This window comes from Streptomyces sp. TOM-9 (assembly GCF_056858595.1).
The window spans coordinates 410,160-434,252 of sequence record NZ_JBXEQB010000001.1 but is presented as its reverse complement, the minus strand read 5'-3'; the positions used below and the strand labels follow the sequence as shown (position 1 = coordinate 434,252).

At 73.5% G+C, this 24,093-nt stretch carries 29 protein-coding genes; 13 read left to right on the top strand and 16 right to left on the bottom strand.

From position 1 onward, the window contains the following. Positions 1-323: 323 nt before the first annotated feature. The gene (locus tag AC1VWI_RS02010; RefSeq protein WP_499509138.1) at positions 324-2,153 is read right to left on the bottom strand and encodes a glycoside hydrolase family 15 protein; all 1,830 of its coding nucleotides are present in this window, start codon (positions 2,151-2,153) and stop codon (positions 324-326) included. A gap of 395 nt (positions 2,154-2,548) precedes the next feature. Here AC1VWI_RS02010 and AC1VWI_RS02005 point away from each other — a divergent pair, with 395 nt between their 5' ends. Together AC1VWI_RS02005 and AC1VWI_RS02000 are read left to right on the top strand one after the other, a co-directional pair. Beyond that, on the top strand, positions 2,549-3,148 hold the full coding sequence (locus AC1VWI_RS02005) for an ATP-dependent DNA ligase (RefSeq protein ID WP_499509137.1): 600 nt from the start codon (positions 2,549-2,551) through the stop codon (positions 3,146-3,148). Positions 3,149-3,228: 80 nt separating this feature from the next. Next, entirely contained in the window at positions 3,229-5,076 is a 1,848-nt protein-coding gene (locus AC1VWI_RS02000; protein WP_499509136.1) for a glycoside hydrolase family 15 protein, read from the top strand. 91 nt (positions 5,077-5,167) lie between these two features. Here AC1VWI_RS02000 and AC1VWI_RS01995 read toward each other — a convergent pair whose 3' ends face one another. The 4 genes from AC1VWI_RS01995 to AC1VWI_RS01980 form a co-directional block, all read right to left on the bottom strand. Continuing rightward, positions 5,168-5,422: a response regulator transcription factor gene (locus tag AC1VWI_RS01995; protein WP_499509135.1), complete on the bottom strand. Its 255-nt coding sequence runs from the start codon at positions 5,420-5,422 to the stop codon at positions 5,168-5,170. Between the two features lie 148 nt (positions 5,423-5,570). Then, positions 5,571-5,918: a S24/S26 family peptidase gene (locus tag AC1VWI_RS01990; protein WP_499509134.1), complete on the bottom strand. Its 348-nt coding sequence runs from the start codon at positions 5,916-5,918 to the stop codon at positions 5,571-5,573. Between the two features lie 254 nt (positions 5,919-6,172). Beyond that, entirely contained in the window at positions 6,173-6,598 is a 426-nt protein-coding gene (locus AC1VWI_RS01985; RefSeq protein WP_499509133.1) for a hypothetical protein, read from the bottom strand. 284 nt (positions 6,599-6,882) lie between these two features. Next, positions 6,883-7,557: a class I SAM-dependent methyltransferase gene (locus AC1VWI_RS01980; RefSeq protein ID WP_499509132.1), complete on the bottom strand. Its 675-nt coding sequence runs from the start codon at positions 7,555-7,557 to the stop codon at positions 6,883-6,885. Between the two features lie 175 nt (positions 7,558-7,732). On the opposite strand from AC1VWI_RS01980, the gene AC1VWI_RS01975 reads away from it, so the two are divergent. Both AC1VWI_RS01975 and AC1VWI_RS01970 read left to right on the top strand, forming a co-directional pair. Continuing rightward, positions 7,733-8,167, top strand: a complete 435-nt coding sequence (locus AC1VWI_RS01975; protein ID WP_499509131.1) for a hypothetical protein — start codon at positions 7,733-7,735, stop codon at positions 8,165-8,167. Next, positions 8,164-8,625, top strand: a complete 462-nt coding sequence (locus AC1VWI_RS01970) for a group III truncated hemoglobin (RefSeq protein WP_499509130.1) — start codon at positions 8,164-8,166, stop codon at positions 8,623-8,625. Before AC1VWI_RS01975 ends, AC1VWI_RS01970 begins: the two co-directional genes overlap by 4 nt. Positions 8,626-8,901: 276 nt before the next feature. On the opposite strand, the gene AC1VWI_RS01965 is transcribed toward AC1VWI_RS01970, so the two are convergent. Continuing rightward, positions 8,902-9,909 (bottom strand): zinc-binding alcohol dehydrogenase family protein, encoded by a 1,008-nt coding sequence (locus tag AC1VWI_RS01965; protein ID WP_499509129.1) that lies wholly within the window; start codon positions 9,907-9,909, stop codon positions 8,902-8,904. Positions 9,910-10,062: 153 nt separating this feature from the next. Here AC1VWI_RS01965 and AC1VWI_RS01960 point away from each other — a divergent pair, with 153 nt between their 5' ends. Continuing rightward, on the top strand, positions 10,063-10,266 hold the full coding sequence (locus AC1VWI_RS01960; protein ID WP_499509128.1) for a hypothetical protein: 204 nt from the start codon (positions 10,063-10,065) through the stop codon (positions 10,264-10,266). Between the two features lie 30 nt (positions 10,267-10,296). Here AC1VWI_RS01960 and AC1VWI_RS01955 read toward each other — a convergent pair whose 3' ends face one another. Then, on the bottom strand, positions 10,297-11,085 hold the full coding sequence (locus AC1VWI_RS01955) for a hypothetical protein (RefSeq protein WP_499509127.1): 789 nt from the start codon (positions 11,083-11,085) through the stop codon (positions 10,297-10,299). A gap of 162 nt (positions 11,086-11,247) precedes the next feature. On the opposite strand from AC1VWI_RS01955, the gene AC1VWI_RS01950 reads away from it, so the two are divergent. The 3 genes from AC1VWI_RS01950 (at position 11,248) to AC1VWI_RS01940 (ending at position 12,447) form a co-directional block, all read left to right on the top strand. Then, the gene (locus AC1VWI_RS01950; protein WP_499509126.1) at positions 11,248-11,559 is read left to right on the top strand and encodes a hypothetical protein; all 312 of its coding nucleotides are present in this window, start codon (positions 11,248-11,250) and stop codon (positions 11,557-11,559) included. 53 nt (positions 11,560-11,612) lie between these two features. Beyond that, the gene (locus AC1VWI_RS01945) at positions 11,613-11,900 is read left to right on the top strand and encodes a hypothetical protein (protein WP_499509125.1); all 288 of its coding nucleotides are present in this window, start codon (positions 11,613-11,615) and stop codon (positions 11,898-11,900) included. A gap of 127 nt (positions 11,901-12,027) precedes the next feature. Next, positions 12,028-12,447 (top strand): PPOX class F420-dependent oxidoreductase, encoded by a 420-nt coding sequence (locus AC1VWI_RS01940; RefSeq protein ID WP_499509124.1) that lies wholly within the window; start codon positions 12,028-12,030, stop codon positions 12,445-12,447. 16 nt (positions 12,448-12,463) lie between these two features. Here the strand turns inward: AC1VWI_RS01940 and AC1VWI_RS01935 are convergent, their stop codons facing one another. Both AC1VWI_RS01935 and AC1VWI_RS01930 read right to left on the bottom strand, forming a co-directional pair. After that, positions 12,464-13,210 carry a TIGR03943 family putative permease subunit gene (locus tag AC1VWI_RS01935; RefSeq protein ID WP_499509123.1) on the bottom strand — a complete coding sequence of 249 codons (747 nt, stop codon included), beginning with the start codon at positions 13,208-13,210 and terminating at the stop codon, positions 12,464-12,466. Beyond that, positions 13,207-14,232 (bottom strand): permease, encoded by a 1,026-nt coding sequence (locus tag AC1VWI_RS01930; protein WP_499509122.1) that lies wholly within the window; start codon positions 14,230-14,232, stop codon positions 13,207-13,209. The genes AC1VWI_RS01935 and AC1VWI_RS01930 overlap by 4 nt, the downstream gene beginning before the upstream one ends. Positions 14,233-14,358: 126 nt before the next feature. Between AC1VWI_RS01930 and AC1VWI_RS01925 the strand changes: the two genes are divergently transcribed. Then, the gene (locus AC1VWI_RS01925; protein WP_499509121.1) at positions 14,359-14,976 is read left to right on the top strand and encodes a hypothetical protein; all 618 of its coding nucleotides are present in this window, start codon (positions 14,359-14,361) and stop codon (positions 14,974-14,976) included. Between the two features lie 30 nt (positions 14,977-15,006). Here the strand turns inward: AC1VWI_RS01925 and glgC are convergent, their stop codons facing one another. Next, entirely contained in the window at positions 15,007-16,224 is a 1,218-nt protein-coding gene (gene glgC, locus AC1VWI_RS01920) for a glucose-1-phosphate adenylyltransferase (protein ID WP_499509120.1), read from the bottom strand. Between the two features lie 17 nt (positions 16,225-16,241). Beyond that, positions 16,242-17,465 (bottom strand): glycogen synthase, encoded by a 1,224-nt coding sequence (glgA, locus tag AC1VWI_RS01915; protein WP_499509119.1) that lies wholly within the window; start codon positions 17,463-17,465, stop codon positions 16,242-16,244. Between the two features lie 145 nt (positions 17,466-17,610). Between glgA and AC1VWI_RS01910 the strand changes: the two genes are divergently transcribed. Beyond that, complete coding sequence (locus AC1VWI_RS01910) at positions 17,611-18,357, top strand: class I SAM-dependent methyltransferase (protein ID WP_499509118.1); 747 nt, start codon at positions 17,611-17,613, stop codon at positions 18,355-18,357. Positions 18,358-18,416: 59 nt separating this feature from the next. After that, positions 18,417-19,118 (top strand): hypothetical protein, encoded by a 702-nt coding sequence (locus tag AC1VWI_RS01905; RefSeq protein WP_499509117.1) that lies wholly within the window; start codon positions 18,417-18,419, stop codon positions 19,116-19,118. Between the two features lie 9 nt (positions 19,119-19,127). On the opposite strand, the gene AC1VWI_RS01900 is transcribed toward AC1VWI_RS01905, so the two are convergent. After that, positions 19,128-20,042, bottom strand: coding sequence for a DivIVA domain-containing protein (locus AC1VWI_RS01900; RefSeq protein ID WP_499509116.1), 915 nt, complete (start codon positions 20,040-20,042; stop codon positions 19,128-19,130). Positions 20,043-20,341: 299 nt separating this feature from the next. Between AC1VWI_RS01900 and AC1VWI_RS01895 the strand changes: the two genes are divergently transcribed. Beyond that, the gene (locus AC1VWI_RS01895) at positions 20,342-20,515 is read left to right on the top strand and encodes a hypothetical protein (protein ID WP_499509115.1); all 174 of its coding nucleotides are present in this window, start codon (positions 20,342-20,344) and stop codon (positions 20,513-20,515) included. 159 nt (positions 20,516-20,674) lie between these two features. Continuing rightward, positions 20,675-21,565, top strand: a complete 891-nt coding sequence (locus AC1VWI_RS01890; protein ID WP_499509114.1) for a glycosylasparaginase — start codon at positions 20,675-20,677, stop codon at positions 21,563-21,565. Between the two features lie 13 nt (positions 21,566-21,578). Here AC1VWI_RS01890 and AC1VWI_RS01885 read toward each other — a convergent pair whose 3' ends face one another. The 4 genes from AC1VWI_RS01885 to AC1VWI_RS01870 form a co-directional block, all read right to left on the bottom strand. After that, positions 21,579-21,800, bottom strand: coding sequence for a ferredoxin (locus AC1VWI_RS01885; protein ID WP_499509113.1), 222 nt, complete (start codon positions 21,798-21,800; stop codon positions 21,579-21,581). 21 nt (positions 21,801-21,821) lie between these two features. Continuing rightward, positions 21,822-23,027 (bottom strand): cytochrome P450, encoded by a 1,206-nt coding sequence (locus AC1VWI_RS01880; protein WP_499509112.1) that lies wholly within the window; start codon positions 23,025-23,027, stop codon positions 21,822-21,824. 41 nt (positions 23,028-23,068) lie between these two features. Further along, positions 23,069-23,764: a TetR/AcrR family transcriptional regulator gene (locus tag AC1VWI_RS01875; protein ID WP_499509111.1), complete on the bottom strand. Its 696-nt coding sequence runs from the start codon at positions 23,762-23,764 to the stop codon at positions 23,069-23,071. 70 nt (positions 23,765-23,834) lie between these two features. Then, positions 23,835-24,056 carry a hypothetical protein gene (locus tag AC1VWI_RS01870; protein ID WP_499516695.1) on the bottom strand — a complete coding sequence of 74 codons (222 nt, stop codon included), beginning with the start codon at positions 24,054-24,056 and terminating at the stop codon, positions 23,835-23,837. Between the last annotated feature and the right edge of the window lie 37 nt (positions 24,057-24,093).

Genomic DNA, 24,093 nt, shown 5'->3' with positions numbered 1-24,093 from the left:
CCCCCACGGGGTGCTGCCGGGCAGGAGAACGGCCCCGCTTCGATCCGGCGCCGGCCTGGCCCCCCTTCCCGGCCGGCGCCGATCGTGTCAAAGAACCTCGCCGCGCCGAGTGACCCGGGACACCCCGTCACGCCGCTTGTGGCCGTGCCCGGTTGAGCCCGGGTGGGTCAGTCCGGCTCGCAGGAACCCCTCGACGGGTGTCTGATGTGGTCAGCGGCCCGGGGCCCCGGAGTGGCCCCCGATGAACGGCCCCGGGCCCGCTTTGTGTGTCATGCCCGCATCCCCGGGCGATTACGCCACGGAAGAAGCCTCCTGACGGATCGTCATGCGGCGATGGGCTGCCGGGCCTCACTGATCGCCCAGGCGGCGTTGACCAGGCCGATGTGACTGAACGCCTGCGGGAAGTTGCCGAGCAGTTCACCGGTGGCCGGGTCGATCTCCTCCGCCAGGAGGCCCACGTCGTTGACGTACGCCGCCGCCCGCGCGAAGACGTCGCTGGCCCGCTCGGCCTGGCCCGACAGGGCCAGCGCCTGGGCCAGCCAGAAGGTGCACAGCAGGAAGGTGCCCTCCTCGCCGGCGAGGCCGTCCACCCCCTCCGCGGTGCGGTACCGGTAGACCAGCCCCGCGGCGTCGGTGAGCCTCCGCTCCGTCGCGTCGATGGTGGCGCGGATCCGCGGGTCGTCGGCGGGCAGGAAACCGACGATCGGCATCATCAGGTTCGACGCGTCGAGGGCGGTCGAGCCGAAGTACTGCGTGAAGGCGCCCGCCTCCTCGTTCCAGCCCTCCCGCAGCACGGTCCGGTGGATCTCGTCCCGGGTCCTCCGCCAGGCCGCCACCTTGTCCCGGCGCGCGCCCAGGTGCTCGGCGAGCCGCACGGCCCGGTCCAGCGCCGCCCAGCACATGACCTTGGAGTGCAGGAAGTGGCGGGGCTCGCCACGGACCTCCCAGATGCCCTGGTCCTTGTCGGTCCACCGCTCCGCCGCGGCGTCCGCGCACGCGACGAGGAAACGCCGGGTGTCGTCGTCGATCCGGTGCAACTGGTCCGCGAGGCGGTAGGCGGCCTCGAGGAGCTCCCCGTAGACGTCGATCTGCTGCTGGCACCACGCGCCGTTGCCCACCCGCACCGGCCGGCTGTTCCGCCATCCGCGCAGGTGGGGGAGGGTGCGCTCGCTCAGGTCGTGCTCGCCGCCCACCCCGAACATGATCTGCAGCGTCCGGTCCTCGCTCAGCGACGGCGCGGCGGTCGCCAGGAAGGCGAAGAAGTCGTGCGCCTCGTCGGGGCAGGCCGCCACCCACAGGGCCTCCATGGTCAGGCAGGCGTCCCTGACCCAGGTGTAGCGGTAGTCCCAGTTGCGCTCGCCGCCCACGCCCTCCGGCAGCGAGGTGGTCGCGGCGGCGACGATGGCGCCGCTGGGCTGGAACGACAGCGCCTGCAGCACCCGGCCGCTGTGGTGCACCAGGTCGCGCCAGGGCCCGTCGTAGGCCTGGTGCATGTCCGACCACGACTGCCACGCGGCGATCGTGGAGTCCAGGCGGCCGGACAGGTCCTCCTGCGTCCAGACGTGAGCCGGGGGCTCCTCGAGCGTCGAACGGTGCAGGCCGAAGCAGACGGACTCGCCGGCCCGCAGGGTGAAGGCCCCGTGGGCCGTGGCGTCCGCGAAGTCCATGCGGTACGGGGTGGTCAGCACCAGCCACTCGGCCCCTCCCCGGGACGTGACCCCGCCCGCGGTCCCCGACAGGATCGGCGCGACGAGCCCGTACTCCGGTCGCGGGCGGTACTCCGTCTCCACCGGCACCTCGCCCTCGGCGCAGGCCAGCCTGCGGGCCAGCAGGTGCGGTGCGCCGGCCCCGAGGCTGTGCTCGTCGCCGTCGGGGCCGGTCAGCAGGGCGTCCGTGAGCGTGACCGTTCCCGAGTCGGTGCGGAAGGTGGTCTCCAGCACCATGGACCGGTCCACGTAGGTCCGCGTCGCCTCGTACGGGACCGACGGCCGGACCGACCAGTGACCGGCCGCGCCGTCCAGCAGCCGCGCGAAGACCGAGGGGCTGTCGAACCGGGGGAAGCACAACCAGTCGACGGAGCCGTCCCGGCTCACCAGCGCGGCGGAGTGCCGGTCGGAGATCAGTGCGTAGTCTGCGATCGCGGTCGAACTCATGGCGGCTCCCACGGACGGTGGCTCCCACGGACGGTGGCTCAGCGGACCGGCCGGCCGTTGCCGTACGCCGCGCGCGGCTCGAACGCCTCGCCCCGCGCCGCGAGTTCGGCGGGGGCCCTCCCGATGTCCCCGGCCTGCCACGACATCCGGGCGGAGGTCCGGGCACAGGCACCTGCGGGCCCGGCCGTCACGCGGTCGCCGGCCGGACCGGCCCCGCCGTCTGCGTCCCTGCCTCCAGTGTGCCGCGGACGGCGACGCGCGACGGGTCCGGGGTGTGCGGGGGTCCGTGGTGTCTGAATTCGCCGGTCGGGGGGTGTGGGGGGATGCTGGTGTATATGAGTACGCGCGTTCCTGCGGATTCTGTGCCTCGGGCGGAGTTGCCCGGGTGGTCGCCGATGCTGGCGGTGGCGGGGCCGTTGCCGGGGCCGGGGGCGGAGGCGGAGTACGGTTTCGAGCCGTTGTTCAACGGTGCCCGGGTGCTGGTGTACCTGCCGGGGGACGGTGAGGTGCGGTTGGTGTCGGGGATCGGGCAGGACGTGACGGCGGGGTATCCGGAGTTGCGGGGGTTGCCGGGGTCGTTGCCGCCGGGTCTGGTGGGGGTGCTGGACGGGGAGATCGTGGCGTTGGGGAAGCATGGTGGGGTGTCGGTGGAGCGGTTGCAGCGGCGGATGAGTCTGCGGCATCCGGCGGCGGTGGCGGAGGCGGCCGAGGCGATGCCGGCGCAGTTGGTGGTGTACGACATCCTGCACTTGGGGGAGCCGGTGTTGCATTCGCCGTACACGGCGCGGCGGGCGTTGCTGGATGATCTGGGGGTGTCGGGGCCGCATGTGGTGGTGCCGCCGTACTGGCCGGCGATGGCGAGTGAGGCGTTGCACTACATCCGTCAGGAGGGGTACGACGGTGTGGTGGCGAAGCGGTTGACCAGTACGTACCTGCCGGGTCGCCGCAGCCGTGACTGGATCAAGGTCAAGAACCTCCACGCCGACGACTCCTGACCCCGGCGGATCCTCCTGCCGCCAGGCCTACTTGGCGGCCCGCGGCAACCCGCGTCGGGGTCGCGTGGAAGCGAGGCGGCATGCTCGAACCGGATCCGCCGTTCCGGCAGGTGCGCAGGCACGACGGCTACCTGCCGCTGGAGGACTTCGGCCTCATCGATGACGGCAGGACGGCGGCCCTCGTCGGCCTCGACGGCTCCCTCCTGTGGCTGTGCCTGCCCCGGTTCGACGCCGCACCCCTGTTCTGCGGCCTGCTCGACCCCGCTCGCGGCGGGCACTTCACCGTGGCGCCGGAGGAACTGCGGGAAGCCCGCCAGCGCTACGAGCCCGACACCGGCGTCCTCGTCACCGAACTGCGCTGCCCCACCGGCACGGTGCGCGTCACCGACGCGCTGGTGCTGCGCTCCGGCGCCGACCTCACCGACGACGCCCCCGCCGACCGCGGCGAACTCGTCCGCTCGGCCGTCGTCCTCGACGGCCGCGTACGCCTGCGCGTCGACGTCGAGCCGCGCGGCGGTGCGCAGGCCCAGGCGCTGTTCAGCGGACTGGAGGTCCGCGTGCCGCGCCGGCCGGACCTGCGGCTGCACCTGCGCTCCAGCCGTCCGCTGGAATCCCTGCACAGCGCCCATGGCCTGCGGCAGGGCGAGCGCCTCGACCTTGTGCTGTCCTGGGGCCGCTTCCACCGGCGCCACCGGTTCGACGCCGAGGCGATGGTGGCCGGCACCGCCGACGCCTGGCGGCGCTGGATGACCGACTTCGGCTACGACGGCCCTGAGGAACCCCTGGTCCGCCGGTCCGCGATCACCCTGAAGCTGTGTGACGACTGGGCGAACGGCTCCCTCGTCGCGGCGCCCACGTCCTCCCTGCCCGCGCCCGCCGGCGGGATCCGCAACTGGGACTACCGCTACACCTGGATCCGCGACGCCGCCTTCACCGTGTTCGCCATGCGCCGCATCGGCTTCCGCGGCGAGGCGGACGCCTTCCTCGGCTGGGTCCTGGACGCGTTCGAGCACAGCCGGCGGCCCCGCATCATGTACGACGTCGACGGCTGCCCGGTGCCCGGCGAGGTCGAGGACCCCGGGCTGGAGGGCTACCGGCGCTCGGCCCCCGTACGGTGGGGCAACGGAGCCGCCGACCAGCGTCAGCACGACGTCTACGGCGAGGTGCTGGACTGCGCGGACCAGTGGCTGCTCGCCGGCGGCGCCCTCGGGCCCGCCCTGTGGAGCGGCCTGTGCCGGCTCGCGGAGACCGCCGACCGGGCCTGGCGGGAACCCGACCAGGGCATCTGGGAGGTGCGCAGCGAAGGCCGGGTGTTCACCTACTCCGCCGGGATGTGCCAGGTGGCCCTCGACCGGGCGGCTTCGATCGGCGAGCGGCTCGGCCTGCCCGGGCGGACCGCGGCGTGGCGGGCCTCCGCGGACGCACTGAGCCGGCTGATCCTCGAGCGGTCATGGGACGAGGACGCGCGCACCCTCGGCCGGTACCTGGACGGCGGCGGTGGACTCGACGCCAGCCTGCTCGCGCTCCCGCTGCGGCAGGTCGTCCCCGTGAGCCATCCTCGGATGGTCGCCACCGCCACGGCGATCGCCGACCGCCTCTCGGCCGGCGGCGGACTGCTCCACCGCTACCTCCACGACGAGTCGCCGGACGGCCTCCCCGGTGACGAGGGGGCCTTCGTCCTGTGCAGCTTCTGGCTCGTCGACAACCTCACCGGCCAGGGCAGGGTCGAGGAGGCCGAGGAGCTGTACGCCTCGTTGTGCGGCCGGGCGAGCCCGCTCGGGCTGATGTCGGAGCAGATCGACCCCACGACGGGGGAGTTCGCGGGCAACCACCCGCAGGCGTTCAGCCACATCGGGATCATCGCCAGCGGCGTCAACCTGGCGCGTGCGCGGCGTCGCGCGCGCGAGGAGGTGGGTGCGACGTCGTGATCCGTGGTGCCGGCGCGGTCGCGGGGTCGGTGCATCGGCGGCGGTACCGCGCCTGCCGCGCCGGGTGCGGTCACCTTCCGTGCGGACGAGGTCACAGTCCGAGGGCGATGGCGGTGCGGGTGAGTTCGGCGGTGCTGTAGATGCCGAGCTTGGCGCGGATGCGGCGGAGGTAGGCGTCGACGGTGTGCTTGGACAGTCCCATGTGGCGGGCCGTCTGGAGGTAGGTGCGGCCCGCGGCGATGTGGCGGAGGGTCTCGCGTTCGCGGGGGGCGAGTTCGGGGACGTCGCCGCCGGTGTCGGCGTCGGGGCTGGGGTCGGCCTGGGGCGTGGCGGGTGCGGAGCTCATGGCGGTGTCCTTCGACGGTTCGGCGGCTGCGGTCCCTGCTCACGCCCTCGGTAGCAGGAGATGGATGTCCGATTAGGGCGTTTTGCCCCCTATGGACCACTTTCGCGCTGCGAGGTCATGACCCCGTCCGCCGACTGTCACAGACGTGTCACGAGGCGAGGACCTTGCCCGCTGTGCGAGGCCGGGGGACGCCGTCGACCGCCGTACAGATCCCGTGGACCCGGCCGTATCCGGTCCAGCCGTTGACATGGCCCCGGTTGTTGCTGATCTGCACCCGCTTCCTGGCCGGCTCCACCGCGGACACCAGGTGCAGGTACACCGTGCCCGCGACACGGGCGAGCACGATGTCGCCGACCTCGAGCTTCGACGGGTCGACCGGGGCGACGGTCACCAGAGCGCGGCTGCGTATCAAGGGGACCATCGAAGAGCCGCTGGGCCGGAACTCGACGCTCGCCCCGCCGGCCAACCTGCCCGCAACCGCGTCCAGTGCTCCCATGGGGCGATGGTGGCGCATGCCGCTCCGTTGGCCAACCGGATATTTCCGCGCCGTGGATGACGTGCGGTCGGTCGATGATCCGGCGGCGGCATGCCGGAGGGCGCGGTTCACCTGCCGGGTGAAGCGCGCCGTGTGGGGGGAGGGGGCGTGGCATGGGCGCCGTCGGGTCACGTTGTGGGCCGGCGAGCGGGGAACGGCGGTGGACGCGGCCGGAAGGAAGGCCCCACCGGGTCCCCGCCGTGCGGGGCGGGCGGTCAGGGGGTGGTGCGGGTGTCGGGAAGGAGGAGTCCCAGCCAGTCGCCCATGAGCAGCTGCGACTTCCAGGTCGCGACCCGGTCCTCGGAGACCCTGTACTGTGCCGCCACCTCGGAACCCCGGGCCTCGCCGGTGGCCATGAGCACCACGATCCGGGTCTTGTCGACGGCGGAGAGCCGGTCCTCGGGCTTGTCCGGCAGGGCGCCGGGCACGGCGCATCCGGACGCGGCCGCCGCTACGGGCAGGCCGGGCAGGCCGCCCGGACCCGCATCGCCCTTGTCGCCCCCGGGAATCCCCTCCCGTGAGCACGGTGCCGGGCGGTCGGCGGAGGTGTGGGTCAGGTGCGCGGCACCCGTGGTGGCGGCGGCGACCGCCAAGGCGGCCATCACCAGGGCGACGGGCCGCTGCAGTGTGTGCCTGGACATGGCAGGTGCTTCTTTCCGGGAGGTGTGCGGGGAGGGGGTGTCGCGGAAGGGCGGAGGTCCGAGGAGGGCGTGAGGACCTCCGCCCCCGTCCGCGGCGGGCCGTTGCGGCCCGTGCCTCCGGCCGGCACTGCCGGGCCGACGCCGTCGCTGACGACGTCGTGCTCTTGCGCGAGCCGGAGAAGTGGCGATGTCTCCAGTAGGCCCTACGGCCGCTCACGCGTCACGTCGCTGGATTTCGGGACTTGACAGGAGCGTCGCCGGTCGGGATGCCCGCGGTCCGTGGCTCAGTCGGCGCGCCGGTAGTGGGCGGCGACGGCGGGCTGGCCGGTGTAGTTGGGTCCCGCATCGGGGTCGGCGCCGACGTAGCGCAGGGGGAGGCGGACGGTGCGCGGCCCGGTGAGCGTGAGGCGGTGGTGGCGCGCGCTGTAGGCGAACCCCTCGGCCCGCAGGGCGGCCAGGGCGAACCGCCCGGCAGGGCCGCCGTCCGCCCAGCGGATCGAGGCGGGGTCGAGGTGGGCGGTCAGCAGACCGCCGGGCCGGAGCCACCCTGCGGCGCGGGTGAGCGTTGCGAGCCGGTCGCCGACGTAGTGGAGGCCGTGCACGCAGGTGATCAGGTCGTACGGGGCGGTGGGCTCCCAGTCCGTCACCGATGCCGTGACCAGCTCCACGGTGGGCGGCAGGGGCACCGGTGCCAGGGGCCCCACCAGGTCGACGCCGGTCAGCCGTGCCGTCGCCGGCAGCCGGCCCGCGGCCTCCCGCAGGGCCAGCCCTTCCCCGCTGCACAGGTCGAGCCAGCGCGGCCCGGGGGTGCGTGCCAGCAGATGGCCGACCGGGTCGAAGCCGAGTTCGCGGGCGTAGCTGTTGGCGCCGGTCAGACCCCGCTCGCGGTTCATGGTGCTGTTGGCGACGACGGCGGTGCGCTCGAGCCGGTGGCCGGGCAGTAGATCGGGCGAGGTCATCGAGCCATTCTCGGTGTCGATCCGCCTGTTCCCCAAGTGGGTTGGGGGGATTGTGACGGCCGACTCAAATATGCAGCCCAAATGCAAATTTACGCTAGGGTGACGGCATGGACCTTCACCGCATCCGACGGCATCCCGTGCGCACCGCCCGGCGCCACCCCGAGCGGAGGGCCCGGTGAACGCCGGCGCCGTCCTGGCGCAGGTGGCTGCGGTCTTCGTGTGGCTGGGGATGGTGCTCGGGATCTCGTTCCTGGAAGCGCCCCTCAAGTTCCGCGCCGAGGGGATCACCGTGCCGCTGGGCCTGGGCATCGGACGGATCGTCTTCCGCGCGCTGAACCGCGTCGAGGCCGTGCTCGCGGCGATCGCCGCCTTGGCGGTGGCGTGGGAGGTGCCGGGGCCCGTGGCGCTGGGCCTGGGCGCGGGGGCCGTCGCCGTACTCCTGGCACAACTGCTCGTGGTCCGGCCCGCGTTGAACCGCCGCACGGCCGCCGTCCTCGCCGGGGAGACCGGCCCGCGCAGCCGCGCGCACCTGCGGTACGTCGCGCTCGAGGTGGTCAAGGCACTGTGCCTGGCAGGATGCGGCGCGGCGCTCGTCCTGGGGCGGCTGTGAGCGCGCCCGGGCCCGTCGCCGTGGAGGGCGGGACGGGTCGTGACCTCGCGGACCGTGCGGACGTCGAGGGGCTGGTGACCGCCTTCTACCGCCGGGCCTTCGCCGATCCCCTGATCGGGCCGGTCTTCACCGAGGTGGCCCGGATGGACCTGGACGCGCATCTGCCGGTCATGTGTGACTTCTGGGAGTCGGTGCTGTTCGCGGCCGGCCGGTACCGGCGCAACGCGCTGGCCCCGCATCTGGCCCTGCACCGCATGGCCCCGCTGGGCCCCGCGCACTTCGCCCGCTGGCTGGCGCTGTGGACCCTGACGGTGGACGGGCTCTTCCACGGTGAGAAGGCGGAACTCGCCAAGCGGCAGGCCGGCCGCATCGCCGGATCCCTCCAGCGCCGCCTGGCCGGCCGCGACGCGAGCGAGTACGTCACCATCCGCCGCCACGGGGGCGGCGAGGCGCTCTAGGCGTATTGACCCCGCTGCGGGCGCCCCCGGATCAGGCTGTCGTCGGCCGGGGACTTGTCGTCTCGGTCTCCGAGGAACCCCAGGTGCAGGTGCTGTCCGTCGAGGACCCTGGTCGAGACCGGCCGGCTCAGGCCCCCGGACGACCCCACGCCTGGCGCGAGCCCCGATCGTGCCGCTCTCGCAGCGGACCTGGAGATTGATCACGGTCAGAGCCCAAGGCTGCGAGAGCTGCCGTGGCGGCGCCGCAGAAGTGCCGCGTCCGCCGCCGGGGAGGCGTCAGCGGGTGACGACGACCTTGCCGATGGTCCGGCCGGATTCCACCATCTCGTGGGCGCGGCGCAGCCCGGCGGCCGAGAAGTCCTCGATGGTGGTGGTGACGGTGCTGCGGATGCGGCCGTCGTCCACCAGGGTCGCGATCTTCTGCAGCAGGTTCTTGTGCTCGATCATGTCGGGGGTCCGGAACATCGGCCGGGTGAACATCAACTCCCAGTGCCACGCGATGCTCTTGGCCTTCAGCGGCAGCAGGTCCAGCCCCTCGGGCTCGTCGATCGCCGTGATGTGCCCGCCCGGACGCATGATCCGGGCGTACGTTTCGATGTTGCCGGCGGAGTGCGGGGAGAGCAGGTAGTCGACGCCCTCCGGGGCCGCCGCGGCGGCGGTCGCGGCGAGGTCGTGGTGGTCGACCACGGCGTCGGCCCCGAGCCCGGTGACCCACTGCGCCGTCTCGGGGCGGCCGGCCGAGGCCAGCACCCGCAGGCCGGTCAGCTGTTTCGCCAGCTGGATGAGGATGGAGCCCACACCGCCGGCGCCGCCCAGCGCCAGCAGGGTGCCGGTGGACCTGGCGTCGAGGGTGAACCGGTCGAAGAGGGTCTCCCAGGCGGTGATGCCGGTCAGGGGCAGGGCGGCGGCCTCCGCGAAGCCGAGGCTGCGCGGCTTGCGGGCCACGAGGCGCTCGTCGACGACCTGGAACTCGGCGTTGCTGCCGGCGCGGGTGAGGTCCCCGGCGTACCAGACCTCGTCCCCCACCTGAAGGGTGGTCACCCCCTCACCCACCGCCTCGACCACGCCTGCGCCGTCGAAGCCGAGGATGCGGGGCCGGTCGGAGGCCGGCAGCCCGGGGCGGACCTTGATGTCGACGGGATTGACCGACACCGCCTGCACCCGCACCAGTACGTCACGGGGCTCGGGATCCGGCACCGGCACCTCGACGTCCACGAGGCTCTCGGGGTCCTCCACGGGCAGGCCCCGGTAGGAGGCGACGGCCCGCATCGTCCGTTCGGTCATGCCGCAGGCTCCCTCGGTGCGCTGACGGGTTCCGGCCAGCCTGTCACGCCCGTCCGTGCCCGGCAGCGGCGGCCGGACCATCCGGGTGCCGTTCCCGGGGCGCCGCCCGGCGGCCGGGATGCGGGGCAGGGCCGGACGGGTCATCCTGAGCGCATGCAGCGTCGCGTCATCGTGATGCCGCCATCGACGGGCGGCGGCCGGCGCGTCCGCGTGGACGGCGAGATCCTGGGGATCGCGTACCACCTCCGCGACTTCCAGGAGTTCCTGCGGCGCGCCGGCCTCGATCCCGACGCCATCGACCTGGCCGACCCGGACCTCGTCGAATGGCGCGGGGCCGGCCCCGGCGTGTGGACGTGAGGTCCCCGCAGCGAAGCGGCAGGCCACCGGCTACGGCAGCTCCTCGCGGCGCAGCGCGCACCAGTCGACGAGCACCAGGCCGAACTCCCGCATGAGCTGGGCCAGTCCCGGCACCGCCGCCACTGTTGCCCGCGCCGCCGGGGTCAGGCCCAGGGCGACGACCCGGTCGCCGGCGCAGCGGCCGTACACCGTGACCGGCCCGACGCGGGCTGCGAACGAGTCGGCGACCCGCCCCTGTCCGTCCCGCAGTGCCACCCCCGCGTACATGTGTGATGCCGGGAGCACGTCGAACAGCCGCTGCCGGGTGAGCGCGCCCGTCAGCGGCTCGGCCGGTGTCTCCCGCAGGTGCAGCTCGTCGAACACCTGGACGGCCTCGTCGCCCTCCCCGACTGTTCGTGCGTGCTCCCGGAAGATCCGCGTGATGTCCGCCAGTTCCGCCTCGACCTGGGTCGCGCAGCGGCGTTCCACCAGTTCGGCCTGGCGCCATTCGTCCTCGTGGATCTCCCGGTCGTCCGCGGCGAGGTCGGGCGGGGCCAGCGGCGGAAGTTCCGCGCAGAGCGTCGGCAGGGTGTAGGCGACCTGCCGCGGGTCCACCGTCCGCAGGCGCCGGAGCGTCAGGACGAGCCGCCCGGCCGCGAGGTAGGCCGTGCGGTCGGCGGGCTGCGCCCGTACGACCTGCCACACCGCCCCGCCGAGGTCGAGCCGGGTCTCCGGCGCGAAGGACTCCGGGAGCTGTCCTGCGGGTAGTTCCGAGCGGCCGAACGGCAGTCCGTCCGCCGCGTCGACCAGCGTCACTTCGATCAGGCCGTCCTCAGGCATGCGCGCATGCTATCGAGGTGCAACCGGGCCGCGGTGGGGGCCTGTTCGGGCTCGACGTCGAGTCGAAATGTCATGGGCACGTAAATTTCCCCTACCCCCTCTACCCGCATAGACAACGGGCCGCCATCCTGATCCGCGACACCCCCCACGAGAGGACGATCCATGAGGAGCGTGACCAAGACGCTGGCCGCCACCGCCGCAGCGGCGGCGTGCGCACTGATGACGCAGCCCGCGCGCGCCGCGGTGCCGCCCGAGCACGCGATCATCGTGTGCCAGAGCGCCAGCTTCTACGCCAACTACGACAGCGCCTCCGGGCCCCACGGGCTGATCCGCGTCCTGGGCTACGGCAACAAGGTCGGCCACACCCGCGGCGCCCACCCCGTCTACAACGGCTGGGCCGCCACCTTCGACTTCGGCAAGGGCGACTGGGGCTACGTCCGCGTCGAGTGCCTCGGCGGCTACGGCTCCTGGTGACCCGCTCCCGCACCGCCACCCCCACCCCCCCCACGACAGGAAGGACCACCCGCATGCCCGCACCCCGGATGCTCCGCGCCGCCACCGCCGTCGCGGCCCTGACCGCCGCCGTGCTGACCACCGCCGCGCCCGCCCGGGCCGCCGACGGGACGATCGGCCGGCGCGAGACCGTCTGCGCCCAGGACCTGTACGTCCGCACCGCCCCGCTGGGCGCCTGGATGGGCACCCTCTACAAGGGCCAGACCTTCACCGTCGAGAGCAAGCAGGGCGCCTGGGCCTACGGGTTCGCCTACGGCGACATCAACCGCCACGGCTGGGTCCAGGACGGCTGGTTCTGCTGACGCGCCGGCCCGGGGCGCGCCCCTTCGACGGACACCGCGGGGCGCGCCGGGTCCGGGCCGCCGTCCGGCCGGGCGGGATGTGGCACGGTGAGGGCGCAGCGCCGAAGATCACCGAGAAGGAGTTCCCGTGTCCAAGCCCCCGCTTCCCCCGGCCGCGATCGAGATGCTGAAGAAGCCCAACCCGGCCGTGATCACGACGCTGATGGCCGACGGCCAGCCGGTGTCCACGGCCACCTGGTACCTCTGGGACGACGGCCGGGTCCTGGTCAACATGGACGGTGGCCGCAAGCGTCTGGAGCACATGCGCAACGACCCCCGGGTCACCCTCACGGTCCTGGACGAGGGGAACTGGTACACCCACGTCACCGTGGTCGGGCGCGTCGCCGAACTGCGCGAGGACAGCGGCCTCGCCGACATCGACCGGCTGGCCCAGCAGTACCTGGGCCGCGCCTACCCGCAGCGGGACCGCGACCGCGTGAGCGGGCTGATCGACATCGAGCGCTGGCACGGCTGGGGCACGCTGAAGGACAGCAGCCAGCCGGGCTGACCGAGGGGCCGATGCGTCAGCCCTCGTACGGCTCCGACGGCGCCCGCACCGGCCGGGCCCGGCTCACGTCCAGGAACGGGATGGGACCGTCGTTGACCGGGTCCTTCGCCCGGCGCGCGGTGTAGGTCCCGGTGACGTCCAGCCAGGCGTCCGGCCGCAGGACGGGCGGCACCTGCCCGGTCAGGCCGATCTTGACCGGGCGGGCGTCGGCCGCGCAGCAGTTCAGCACCATGCGGGTCAGGTACGGGGTGCCGTCGCGGCCGATGCTGACGAACCCGGTGAGGGTGACCTGACGGCCGCCCAGGGACCGTCCGTGGTCGTAGACCGCACGGCCGGCGTAGTCGGCGGTCTCCATCCGCAACGGGTCCCCCGCGGGCAGGGCGGGGAAACCGAAGGGGCGCGGGACGGACGTGCCGGTCCGGGCGGCGGAGTAGGAGCCCAGGGCGGGCGGGGCGACCAGGACGAGTGCGACGAGCGGCAGCACCAGCAGCCACGCGACCTTCGGCTCGCGGTGCGGGTGCGCATGCCCCGCGTCGTGCGCGTGCCCCTCGTCCGAGCCCGCCCCGGTGGGGCGAGCGCGGCGGGGGCGGCGCAGTTCGTACCAGACGGTCGCCAGGGCGGCGACGACCAGCACGGCGCCCGCCGCCAGCAGCAGCGGCTGCAGCCCGGCCTTGACGTAGCGCAGGTAGAGGTCGCTGAGCCCGGCGTGGAGCATCGCCACCCCGGTCAGGAGCAGCACGGCGGCCTGTGCTTCCCGGTTCACAGCAGGACCGCCCCGGTCAGGGACGCCACCACGACGGCCACGGCGAAGGTGGCGGGCGCGAACCGCACCGCGAACGCGCGTCCGAACGCGCCCGCCTGCAGCGCGAAGAGCTTCAGGTCGATCATCGGCCCCACGACGAGGAACACCAGCCGGGCGGTGAGGGAGAACTGCGACAAGGACGCGGCCACGAACGCGTCGGCCTCCGAGCAGATCGACAGCACCACCGCGAGCACCGCCAGCGCGAGCACGGACACCAGCAGGTTGCCCGACGCCAGCCGCAGGACGTCCTCGGGCACGAAGGACTTGAGCGTGGCCGCCGCCATCGCCCCGACCACCAGGAACCCGCCGGCGTGCATCACGTCGTGCCGTACCGAACCCCAGAACGCCGCACCCTTGCCCTGCCCCTCGGCCGACGGGTGCGCCGCGGGGCGCAACCGGTCGGCGTGCCCCAGACGCTGCCACAGCCAGCCCATGGCGCAGGCCACCAGCAGGCTCGCGACGAACCGGGCGACCACCATGCGCGGTTCGTTCGGGAAGGCCACGGCCGTGGCGGTCAGCACCACCGGGTTGATCGCCGGCGCGGACAGCAGGAACGTCAGCGCCGCCGCCGGAGCCACCCCCCGCCGCACCATCGCCCCCGCGACCGGCACCGACGCGCACTCGCAACCCGGCAGGACCGCCCCCGCCATGCCCGCCACCGGCACCGCCACCGCGGTCCGGCGCGGCAGCGCCCGCGCGAAGAACGACGGCGGGACGCACACCGCGAGCACCGCCGAGAGCACGACGCCCAGCACCAGGAACGGCAACGCCTGCACCACCACCGCCACGAACACGGTCATCCAGCTCTGCATCACCGGCGCGGACAGCGCCCCGCGCACCGGTCCCTGCAGCATCAGGGCGACGAGCAGCAGCAACGTCAGCACCAGCGGCGAACTGACCCGCCACCCCTGTTCCGGATCCGGCCGCCCGGCGTCCTGCCGTGCGGTCCCGGCCGGCGCCGGGGCATCCTTGGTGACGGTCACGGGCGTGCTACCTCCGGCGGGCAGGGGGACGTGAAGAAGGAACTGCACCCTCCATACGCCGTGGCCCGTCACGCCGTCTCATGCCCCGCCAGGACTTTGCGCAGCCTTGGTGCGGGCAGTCCTACGATGGCGGCGAAGCAACGCAGCGGGGGAGGGGCGGCGACCGCCGTGAAGGTGAGTTTCATCGTGCACGCGGGCGCGGCGCTGGCCCTGGGGGCCTTCTGCGAAGTGGCGGGGCTGCTCACCTTCCTGCCCGGACCGTCATGGCCGGGCGACGGCGGCCCGGTGCTGGGCGGTGTCCTCGCGTTGCTGCTCCCGCTGCTGCTCGGTGCGGCCGTACGGGCGCTCGCCCTGACCGCGCGCGGGGTGGATGTCCGGGGCAACCGCGCGCTGCAGTGGCTCGCCCTGCGCTGCCTGCCGGGGATCGTCCAGGTGGCCCTGGCCGGGGTCTTCGCCGCGGGGGTCGCGCTCATCGTGGCGACGGTCGTCGTCCAGGGCTCCCTGCGGGCCGGAGAGGCGGTAGACGGCCGCTACCACGCCGTGCGGACCGACAGGCCGGGTCACGAGGTCGTCGAGGTGTCCCGAGCGGAGTACGAGGACCTGCTCGAACAGGACCATCGCTTCCTGGTGGCCGCGCTGGGGATGCCGGCAGGCGCCGCGGCCGCCGTCACCCTCGTCACCGGGCAACTTCACCCGGGCACCCCGCTGCAAGGGACGCCGGAGCCGGGCCGTATCCCGGTGTGAGTCCGGCCCGCGCCCGGCCCGGCCGCCGGGTCACAGCACGTGCTGGCCCTTGCCCAGCGCGATGACGCCGTTGGCGGAGGCGTGGTAGAGCTCGCGGTCACGTTCCGGGTTGACGCCCACGGTGGCGCCGGCGGGCACGACGACGTTCTTGTCGAGGATGGCGCGGCGCACGACCGCGCCGCGCCCGATGCGGACGTTGTCGTGCAGCACCGACCCCTGCACCACCGCGCCCTCCTCCACCACGACCCCCGGCGACAGCACGGACTGCGTGACCTGCCCGGAGATGATGCAGCCCGGGCTGACCATCGACTCGCCCGCGATCCCGCCGGCCACGAACTTCGCCGGGGGCAGCCGCAGCGAGTGCGTGTACAGCGGCCACTGGTCGTTGTAGAGGTTGAAGACCGGGTGGACCGAGATCAGGTCCTGGTGGGAGTCGTAGTAGGCGTCCAGGGTGCCCACGTCCCGCCAGTAGCCGTGGTCGCGGGCGGTCTCGCCGGGCACGTGGTTGTCGTCGAAGTCGTAGACCTGCACCTGCCCCTTGGCGGTCAGCAGCGGGATGATGCTGCCGCCCATGTCGTGGACGGAGGAGTCGTCCTCGGCGTCCTGGGCCAGCGCGTCCAGCAGCACCTTGGTGGTGAACACGTAGTTGCCCATCGAGGCGTACACCCGGTCGGGGTCACCGGGCAGGCCCGGCGGATCGGCGGGCTTCTCCAGGAACCGCTCCACCCGCACCCCACCCGGTCCCGGGGTGATGATCCCGAACGAGGAGGCCTGGTCACGCGGGATGCGGATGCCCGCCACCGTGGCCCCCGCGCCCGCCTCGATGTGCTGGCGCAGCATCTGCCGGGGGTCCATGCGGTACACGTGGTCGGCGCCGAACACGACGATGTAGTCGGGCTGCTCGTCGTACACCAGGTTCAGCGACTGGTAGATGGCGTCCGCGCTGCCGAGGAACCACCGCGGGCCCAGCCGCTGCTGCGCCGGGACGGGGGTGACGTAGTTGCCCAGCAGGTTCGACATCCGCCAGGTGGTGGTGATGTGCCGGTCCAGGGAGTGCGACTTGTACTGCGTCAGCACGCAGATGCGCATGATGTCGCCGTTGACGAGGTTGGACAGGACGAAGTCCACCAGCCGGTAGGCGCCGCCGAACGGCACCGCCGGTTTGGCGCGGTCGGCGGTCAGCGGCATCAGCCGCTTGCCCTCGCCGCCCGCGAGCACGATTCCCAGCACCGAAGGTCCGCCGCGCATCCCTGCCCCCTTTGCCGCTACCGCCCTTGCGACTTGCAGATCTCCTCGTACACGCCCACGGTGCGGCGGGCCACCGCGTCCCACCCGAACTCCGCCACCGCCCGTTCGCGTCCCGCCGCCCCCATCCGGGCCGCCGCCGTGGGATCGCCGGCCAGCGCGCCGACCGCCGCGGCCAGCCCCGCCTCGAAGGCTTCCGGGTCCTTCTCCTCGTACGGCACCAGGAGCCCGGTCACCCCGTCCTCCACCACCTCGGGGATCCCGCCCACCGCGGAGGCGACCACCGGGGTGCCGCACGCCATCGCCTCCAGGTTCACGATGCCCAGCGGCTCGTACACCGAAGGGCACACGAACACCGCGGCGTGCGTGAGCAGTTGCACCACCTCGGGCCGGGGCAGCATCTGCGGGATCCAGATCACCCCGCCGCGTACGGCCCGAAGGTCCTCCACCAGCTCGCGGAACTCGCGGTCGATGGCCGGGGTGTCGGGCGCCCCGGCGCACAGCACGATCTGCAGGTCCGGATCGATCCGCCGGGCGGCCCGCAGCAGGTGCGGGACCCCCTTCTGCCGTGTGATCCGGCCGACGAACAGCGCGTACGGGCGGCCCGGGTCGACGCCGTGCGCGGTCAGCGCCTCCGTGGACCCGTCCGGCCGGTACAGGCGCGTGTCGATGCCGTTGTGGACGACGTGCACACGCGCCGGGTCGAGCGCCGGGTAGCTGCGCAGGATGTCCGCGCGCATCCCGTGCGAGACGGCGATGACGCCGTCGGCGGCCTCGACCGCCGTCCGCTCCGCCCAGCTGGAGAGCGCGTAGCCGCCGCCGAGCTGCTCGGCCTTCCAGGGGCGCAGCGGTTCGAGGGAGTGGGCGGTCATCACGTGCGGGACGCCGTACAGCAGTTTGGCCAGGTGGCCGGCGAGGTTGGCGTACCAGGTGTGCGAGTGCACCAGGTCCCGGCCGGCCAGCGCGGCGGCCATCGACAGGTCGACCGACAGGCTGCGCAACGCCTCGTTCGCGCCCCCGAGCTCCGCGGCGGCGGCATGCCGGCTGACGCCGGGGCCGCCCGCGTCATCCGTGCCGCCCGCGTCGTCCGTGCCGCCCGTCGCGTCCGCGCCGTCCGCCCCGGCCCAGCAATGGACCTGAAGGTCCGTCAGGGAACGTAGCTCGCGCGCCAGGAACTCCACGTGGACGCCCGCCCCGCCGTAGACGTACGGCGGGAACTCCCGCGTGAGCAGTGCCACCTTCACGGGCGCCTCCCCGGGTCCCGTCGCCGTGTTGGGACATCCATGCCCCGCAGAACGGTGTTCGATCCGTCTTCCCCGGCTTTCGCCGTGTGATGCCCCGCGCGGAATTCCTTCGACTTCGCCGCCCGCTTGGTGGATCGTCGGGTGCATGCGACAGGACGAGATCTGGGACGAGGAGACCGCCCGGAACTACGACACCCCCGGCACCGGCATGTTCGCCCCTGACGTACTGGGCCCGGTGGTGGACCGCCTTGCCGCACTCGCCGACGGCGGACGGGCGCTCGAGTTCGCCATCGGCACCGGCCGCGTGGCCGTGCCGCTCGCGCGGCGAGGCGTACCCGTCAGCGGCATCGAGCTGTCACAGCCCATGACCGACCGACTGCGCACCAAGGCGGACGACGCGACGATCCCGGTCGTCACCGGCGACATGACCGCCGCCCGCGCCCCGGGCACCTTCCGGCTCGTGTACCTCGTCTACAACACCATCTCCAACCTGCTCTCCCAGGCCGCACAGGTCGCGTGCTTCGCCAACGCCGCCCGCCACCTCGCGCCGGGCGGGCGCTTCGTGATCGAACTGTGGGTCCCCGAGCTGCGCAAGCTGCCACCCGGCCAGCAGGCGGTCGTCTTCCACTCCGAATCCGGCTACATCGGCCTGGACACCTACGACGTCCTGCGGCAGCAGGTCGTCTCGCACCACTTCCGGTTCGCCGACGGCGAGCCGACCCGGCTGTTCCGTTCCCCGCACCGTTACATCTGGCCCTCGGAGCTCGACCTCATGGCCCAGCTGGCCGGATTCACGCTGGAGTCCCGCCACGCCGACTGGAACGGCGCCGAGTTCACCGCCGAGTCACGCTCCCACGTCTCCGTCTACCGGCTCCCCGCCGCCGAACGGTGACCGGGTCGCCCCCCACTGCCCCGGCACGGTTCAATGCCGGAATGGTGGACTGGGCGCACATGCCTGACTGCCGGTTCGACGTCGATCGCGTTCCGGAACTCCTGGCGCGGGTGGAGCGCCGGGACGATCCCGAAGCGTGGAAGGAACTGGGATGGCGCCTCGTGCTCGAGCACGACCTGGTGTCCCCGGCGAGCTTCGCGTCCCTGCCACGCCTCGTGCGCCTCGCGGCGCACAGCGCGCAGGCACGCGGCCTGGCCGGGAGGATCCTGGCGCGCGCGGCGGGTCGACACGGCTGCGACGACCTTCTGGCCGGTTGCGCGGCCGTGATCGCGGAGTACGGCGAGGTGCTCGACCGGCACCTGCGGTCGAGGCCCGCCGACTACCTCGCGTCCTTCCTCGCCCTCCTCGCGGTGAGGGGGGAGTACCACTGGGCCAACGTCCTGGAGGGCTTCACGGACGACATCATCAGGGTGGAGTGTCCGCACTGCGGTGTCGAGGTGACGATCGCCGTCGGCGGCTTCGGATGCTACGCCCAGGTGTGGGACGGGGGTGAGGAGATCCGGCGCGACCTGCGTCCGGCGGCCGCAGGCGAACTCACCGGAACGGGCCGGTGGATGCATCGGATCTGCGTCCGCGACGGTCAGATGGCGCTCGCCGACGGGATCGCCCACTTGTTCGGTGTGGCGCAATGCCCCGGCTGTGCCGCCGTCTTCAACGTCGCGGACGAGTACACCCGCGCCAATCGTCCGGTCATGTGGTGACCGGCGTTCCTAGTCCTCCTCGCCGCTGAGGGAGCCCGCGGTGGTGAGGGTGGCGGTGTCCGGGGCCGGGGCCGGAGCGGGTGAGGCGGCCGGGTCAGGGGCGGTGGCCATGGGCGGGGTGGGAGCAGGGGTGGCGGCCGACGGGACGGGCCGGGCTTCCGCGGCGCGCTTGGCGGTGGCGCGGGTGAGGGAGACCGTCGGAGGAGCGGGGGGCGGCGCGAGGGAACGGGCGAGGTCGCGGTCGAGGCGGCGCAGCTGGGACTGCATGTGGGCGGTCAGGCGGGTGCGGTAGGCGTTCTCGAAGGTGCGGAGGTCCTCGACCTTGCGTTGCAGCGCGGTGCGGGCGGAGGCCAGGGTGGTCATCGCCTGACGGTGCTTCTCGCGGGCCTCGTGCTCCAGGGCCAGGGCCCGGTCGCGGGCGTCCCGGCGCAGGCTCTCGGCCTGTCCGAGGGCCTCGCCGACGATCTTGTGGGCCTCGGCGCGGGCCTCGGCGACGGCCTGCTCGGCGGTGCGTTCGGCCAGGGCGAGCAGGCGGGCCGTGCTGTCGGCGGCGAACCCGGGCTGCACTTCCGTGGCCTCCTCGGCCTCCTCGGCCTCCTCGGGCTCCTCGGGCTCCGCGACCTCGGCGGCGGGGACGGGGACGGGTTCGGGCTCCGCCTGGGGTTCGGGCTCCGGCTCCGGTTCGGGGGCCGGGTCCGGTGCCGACGCCACCTCGAGGTCGGGCTCCTCGTGCTGCCGGTCGGCGGACTCGACGGCGGAGAGCGCGGCGCGCAGGTCCTGGTTGAGCCGCAGCAGCCGGGTCAGCTCGGACTGCACCTCGTCCAGGAAGTCGTCGACCTCGCGCTCGTCGTAGGCCTCGCGGAGGCGGACGGTGGTGAACTGCATCCTGCGCACGTTCTCGGCGGTAATCGGCGTCTGTGCCATCTGCTCACCTCGAGGTCTTCGTCGACAAGTCCTGACCGCATCCGTCAACTCCAGCTTGGGCGGCGGGCCGGGCCGGGGCAGCCCGGGAACACCGCGCAGGGGCGGTGCGGGCGGTGTCACCTGCGCCGATCGTGGGACCCGGGCGAACGGCGTGGATGGCGCAACTACGGGCGGCGCAGTGGCAACTGTGATCATCCGCGTTGTCACCGCGTCCGCAGACAGCGTGGATTTCCCTCCGCGCCCGGCGAAAGGGCCGGACGGGTGAATACGGGCCCCCGGGGCCGGGGTACGGGATGCGCATGGAGACGCCGGGTGGGGGCGAAGGGGCGCGGTTCTTCCCCGTCGGGATGGGCCGGACGGTGTACCAGGCGCTGCACGGATCCGCCTGCGGTCGGGACCGTTCCGCCGTCGCGATGACCGACGGCCGGATCCGCGACGAACTGCGCGCCCCTGTGGCAGCACCCGGCCCCTGACCGGCCCGCGCGAGCCCGGGACTAGGCTCGCGACGACGTCGTACCAGCTCGTGCCGGGTGCCGGGCGCCCGGACGGCCCGACCGACCAGCGAAGGGAATCCCAGGACGCAGCCCGTCATCATCGGAAGCGAGCGCAGCGAGGCCGGCCTGCCGGCCGGGATGGACGTCCTGCGGCGCGGCGGGACGGCGGTGGACGCCGTGGAGGCGGCGATGCGCCGCTGCGAGGACAACCTCACCGACCACTACGTCGGCACCGGTGGGCTGCCCAACGCGCAGGGCGTGGTCGAGCTGGACGCGTCGGTGATGACGGGCTCGGACCGCAGGTTCGGCGCGGTCGGCGCGCTGCGCGGGTTCCCGAACCCGATCTCGGTGGCGCGCGCGGTGATGGAGCGGCTGCCGCAGCACTGCCTGCTGGTGGGGGAGGGCGCGGCGCTGTTCGCGCGGGAGAACGGGTTCGAGGGCGCCGAGCTGCTGACCGAGGAGTCCCGGGCCATGTGGCGCGAGCAGCTGCTGACCGCTGCCGAGGCGGTGGAGGGGGAGAACACCCCGGCCGTGGACGGTGACCACCGCTACCGGCGGGCGGCGCTGGAGCTGGTGCGGCGGATGGCGCCGCACGAGGGGCCGTGGGGGACGATCAACATCATCGCGCTGGACGCGCACGGCGAGATGTGCGTGGGCGTCTCGACCTCCGGCTACCCCTTCAAGTACCCGGGACGGGTGGGGGACTCCGCCGTCCCGGGGGCGGGCAACTGGTGCGACCTGCGCGGTGGCGGGGCGGCCTGCACCGGCCGCGGCGAGCTGAGCCTGCGCGGCGGGACGGCGCGTACGGTGGTCGACCTGCTGGCGCTGGGCAAGGAGCCCGCCGACGCGTGCCGGGTCGCGCTGGAGGAGGCGGCCGGCCTGCCCGACGAGTACCGGTCCGAGCTGCGGGCACTGGCGCTCACCCCGGACGGGCGGCACGGTGGCGCGGCCGGGCAGGAGGGCAGCGTCTACGCCGTGATGACCGACGCCTCCACCGAGCCGGAGCTCCGCCCGCGCACGCTGGTCTGAGGGCCGTCCGGGCCTACGGCTGGGGCGCGATCAGTTCCCCGCTGGTCGCGTCCCGGATGGTGATGGCCTCCACCGGGCAGGACTCCGCGGCGTCGACCAGGAGCTCGTCCGGTTCGGCCGTCGGGTGCCTGGGGCAGGACTTGCGGTCGTGGAGCTCGAAGTGCTTGGGGGCGATCCCGGCGCAGGAGCCGGTGCCGATGCAGGTCTTGCGGTCCACCTCGATCTGCCAGGTCATGATGCGTGTCCTCCCGTGTCGTCAGGTCCGGTCCCAGATGACCGGCATCCGTTCGGGCCCGCGCAGGGCGACTCCGGACTTCCACACGACGCTCTCGTCGGGTCCGGCGAGGCGCAGTCCGGGCAGCCGGTCGAGCAGGGTGCGCAGGGCCACCTGCAGTTCCATGCGGGCCAGTTGGGCGCCCAGGCAGTGGTGCGGTCCGTGCCCGAACCCGACGTGGGAGGCCTCCTGGCGCAGCACGTCGAGCCGGTCGGGGTCGGTGTACACCGTTTCGTCGCGGTTGGCAGAGACGGGGCAGACGACCACCGCCTCCCCGGCGCGTACGGTGCCGCCGCTGAGTTCGACGTCGTCCAGCGCGTAGCGGGGCATGCCCGCGCCGTTGCCCAGGGGGACGTAGCGCATGAGCTCCTCGACGGCGCCGGGGACCAGACCGGGGTCGGCGCGCAGTGCCGCGAGCTGCCCGGGGTGGGTGAGCAGCGTGTAGACGAAGTTGGGGATCTGCGAGGCGGTGGTCTCGTGACCCGCGACGAGCAGGGAGATCGCCAGGACCTGCAGTTCCCGTTCCGACAGCCGCTCGTCGTTGTCGCGGGCGTCGACGAGGGTGCCGAGGAGGTCGTCGTGCGGCGCGGCGCGGCGTTCGGCGATCAGGCCGGCCATGTAGGCCATCAGGGCGTCGGTGCAGTCCTGGACCTCCCGCGGGGTGTACTTCGTGGTGGACAGCAACGCGTCGGACCAGGTGCGGAAGTCGGCCCGGTCGGCCAGGGGGACGCCGAGCAGTTCGCAGATGACGGTGACCGGCAGCGGCAGGGCGAAGTCCGCCACGAGGTCGGCCGGCGCGCCGCGTGCGACCATGCCGTCGGCCAGTTCGGCCGCGATCTGCTCGGTGCGGGGCCGCAGGCCTTCGATGTGCCGGGCGGTGAAGGCCTTGGCCACGATCCGCCGCAGCCGGGTGTGGTCCGGCGGGTCGAGGTCCAGGATGCTGCCCTCCAGGCCCCGGTGCGGCCGCAGGCGCGGCTCGTCGCGGTGGACGGCCTCGGCCCGGCTGAACCGGGGGTCGCCCAGGACGGTCCTGACGTCCTCGTACCGGGTGACCAGCCAGGCGGCCTCCCCGTAGGGGAACCGGACCCGGCACAGCGGCTCGTCCTTGCGCAGTTCGGCGAAGGCCGGGTCGACGGTCAGCCGGTCGGCTTCGGTGAAGGGGTAGTTCCGGGGCTCGGTCGCGGCCATGGCGCATGCCTCCAGTGAGCTCGGGGAGTCGGGTCCGTTCCTCACGTCGGCCCGCGGGGACGCCGGGGCGCGGCGGGCCGGTCGGCGAGGGCGGGGCGCAGCAGGTGGCACAGGTCGTCGGCGAGGAGTTCCAGCGGGTCGTCGGTGTCGACCGGCAGGCCGCCGGCGATCCAGGCGGTGAGGAACGACCCGGTCTGGAGCACCGCCATCAGGGCCCGCTGCCGTGCCTGCGCGGGGGTGACGCCCTGCCAGCGCCGGGGCGGGGCCGTCAGCAGGGTCACGTAGCGTTCGTGCGCCGCCAGGTAGCGGTCGCGGGCGCTGCCGTCGTCACCGGCCGCGGACGGGGTGGCGGCCAGCAGGACGCGGATGGTCGGCGCGAGCGCCCGCCAGCTCGCCGCCGCGTGCTCCAGCCAGTCGCGGACGCCGGAGCGGGTCCACTTGGGGACGGCGGCCAGCTCGGCGTACAGGCCGTCGGTGGCCTGGTACACCCGGTCCGTCAGGGCGGCGATGACCTCCGCCTTGCCGCGGAAGTGCGCGTACACCGTGGCCCGGGTGACCCCGGCCGCGCGGGCGATGTCCTCCATGGTGGCGGCGACGAACGACTTGGCGGCGAAGACCTCGACCGCCCCGTCCAGGACCCGGTTGTGGGTCAGGTGCCGCTGCTGCGCGCGCAGGCTCACCCGCGGTGCGCCCACCGTGGTCGCGGATCCGGCATCCGCCGGCCGACGACGTTCCATGAGGAAAGTCTACAAAACGATATCAATCTGTACATTTTGTGTACGGCGGCGGTGGGCCCGCCGCGGCCGGTCAGCCGTGGTTGCGGGGATGGCCGCGGGCGGTGCGCTCGTTGCCCCGTTTGTAGTTGCCGGTCCAGCGGGCCATCACCAGCTGGGCGTCACCGCGCTCCACTTCCTCCAGGAAGCGCTCCGCCCGCTCCCCGCGCAGCACGGCGGCGGTGTGCGCGCCGTGGGTGACGACCACGGTGCCGTCGCCGCGCCGGCGGTAGGAGAATCCGTGAGGTCGGGGTATGGCGGTGAGCGTAGGGCCGGGCCGCGTCCGCGCGACA

What these genes read in the sequence shown, in the direction of transcription:
- AC1VWI_RS02010 (WP_499509138.1), bottom strand. Translation starts at nt 2,153, where the DNA reads ATGAGTTCGACCGCGATCGCAGACTACGCACTGATCTCCGACCGGCAC.
- AC1VWI_RS02005 (WP_499509137.1), top strand. Translation starts at nt 2,549, where the DNA reads ATGCTGGCGGTGGCGGGGCCGTTGCCGGGGCCGGGGGCGGAGGCGGAG.
- AC1VWI_RS02000 (WP_499509136.1), top strand. Translation starts at nt 3,229, where the DNA reads ATGCTCGAACCGGATCCGCCGTTCCGGCAGGTGCGCAGGCACGACGGC.
- AC1VWI_RS01995 (WP_499509135.1), bottom strand. Translation starts at nt 5,422, where the DNA reads ATGAGCTCCGCACCCGCCACGCCCCAGGCCGACCCCAGCCCCGACGCC.
- AC1VWI_RS01990 (WP_499509134.1), bottom strand. Translation starts at nt 5,918, where the DNA reads ATGGGAGCACTGGACGCGGTTGCGGGCAGGTTGGCCGGCGGGGCGAGC.
- AC1VWI_RS01985 (WP_499509133.1), bottom strand. Translation starts at nt 6,598, where the DNA reads ATGTCCAGGCACACACTGCAGCGGCCCGTCGCCCTGGTGATGGCCGCC.
- AC1VWI_RS01980 (WP_499509132.1), bottom strand. Translation starts at nt 7,557, where the DNA reads ATGACCTCGCCCGATCTACTGCCCGGCCACCGGCTCGAGCGCACCGCC.
- AC1VWI_RS01965 (WP_499509129.1), bottom strand. Translation starts at nt 9,909, where the DNA reads ATGACCGAACGGACGATGCGGGCCGTCGCCTCCTACCGGGGCCTGCCC.
- AC1VWI_RS01960 (WP_499509128.1), top strand. Translation starts at nt 10,063, where the DNA reads ATGCAGCGTCGCGTCATCGTGATGCCGCCATCGACGGGCGGCGGCCGG.
- AC1VWI_RS01955 (WP_499509127.1), bottom strand. Translation starts at nt 11,085, where the DNA reads ATGCCTGAGGACGGCCTGATCGAAGTGACGCTGGTCGACGCGGCGGAC.
- AC1VWI_RS01950 (WP_499509126.1), top strand. Translation starts at nt 11,248, where the DNA reads ATGAGGAGCGTGACCAAGACGCTGGCCGCCACCGCCGCAGCGGCGGCG.
- AC1VWI_RS01945 (WP_499509125.1), top strand. Translation starts at nt 11,613, where the DNA reads ATGCCCGCACCCCGGATGCTCCGCGCCGCCACCGCCGTCGCGGCCCTG.
- AC1VWI_RS01925 (WP_499509121.1), top strand. Translation starts at nt 14,359, where the DNA reads ATGGCGGCGAAGCAACGCAGCGGGGGAGGGGCGGCGACCGCCGTGAAG.
- glgC (WP_499509120.1), bottom strand. Translation starts at nt 16,224, where the DNA reads ATGCGCGGCGGACCTTCGGTGCTGGGAATCGTGCTCGCGGGCGGCGAG.
- AC1VWI_RS01910 (WP_499509118.1), top strand. Translation starts at nt 17,611, where the DNA reads ATGCGACAGGACGAGATCTGGGACGAGGAGACCGCCCGGAACTACGAC.
- AC1VWI_RS01905 (WP_499509117.1), top strand. Translation starts at nt 18,417, where the DNA reads ATGCCTGACTGCCGGTTCGACGTCGATCGCGTTCCGGAACTCCTGGCG.
- AC1VWI_RS01900 (WP_499509116.1), bottom strand. Translation starts at nt 20,042, where the DNA reads ATGGCACAGACGCCGATTACCGCCGAGAACGTGCGCAGGATGCAGTTC.
- AC1VWI_RS01895 (WP_499509115.1), top strand. Translation starts at nt 20,342, where the DNA reads ATGGAGACGCCGGGTGGGGGCGAAGGGGCGCGGTTCTTCCCCGTCGGG.
- AC1VWI_RS01890 (WP_499509114.1), top strand. Translation starts at nt 20,675, where the DNA reads ATGGACGTCCTGCGGCGCGGCGGGACGGCGGTGGACGCCGTGGAGGCG.
- AC1VWI_RS01885 (WP_499509113.1), bottom strand. Translation starts at nt 21,800, where the DNA reads ATGACCTGGCAGATCGAGGTGGACCGCAAGACCTGCATCGGCACCGGC.
- AC1VWI_RS01880 (WP_499509112.1), bottom strand. Translation starts at nt 23,027, where the DNA reads ATGGCCGCGACCGAGCCCCGGAACTACCCCTTCACCGAAGCCGACCGG.
- AC1VWI_RS01875 (WP_499509111.1), bottom strand. Translation starts at nt 23,764, where the DNA reads ATGGAACGTCGTCGGCCGGCGGATGCCGGATCCGCGACCACGGTGGGC.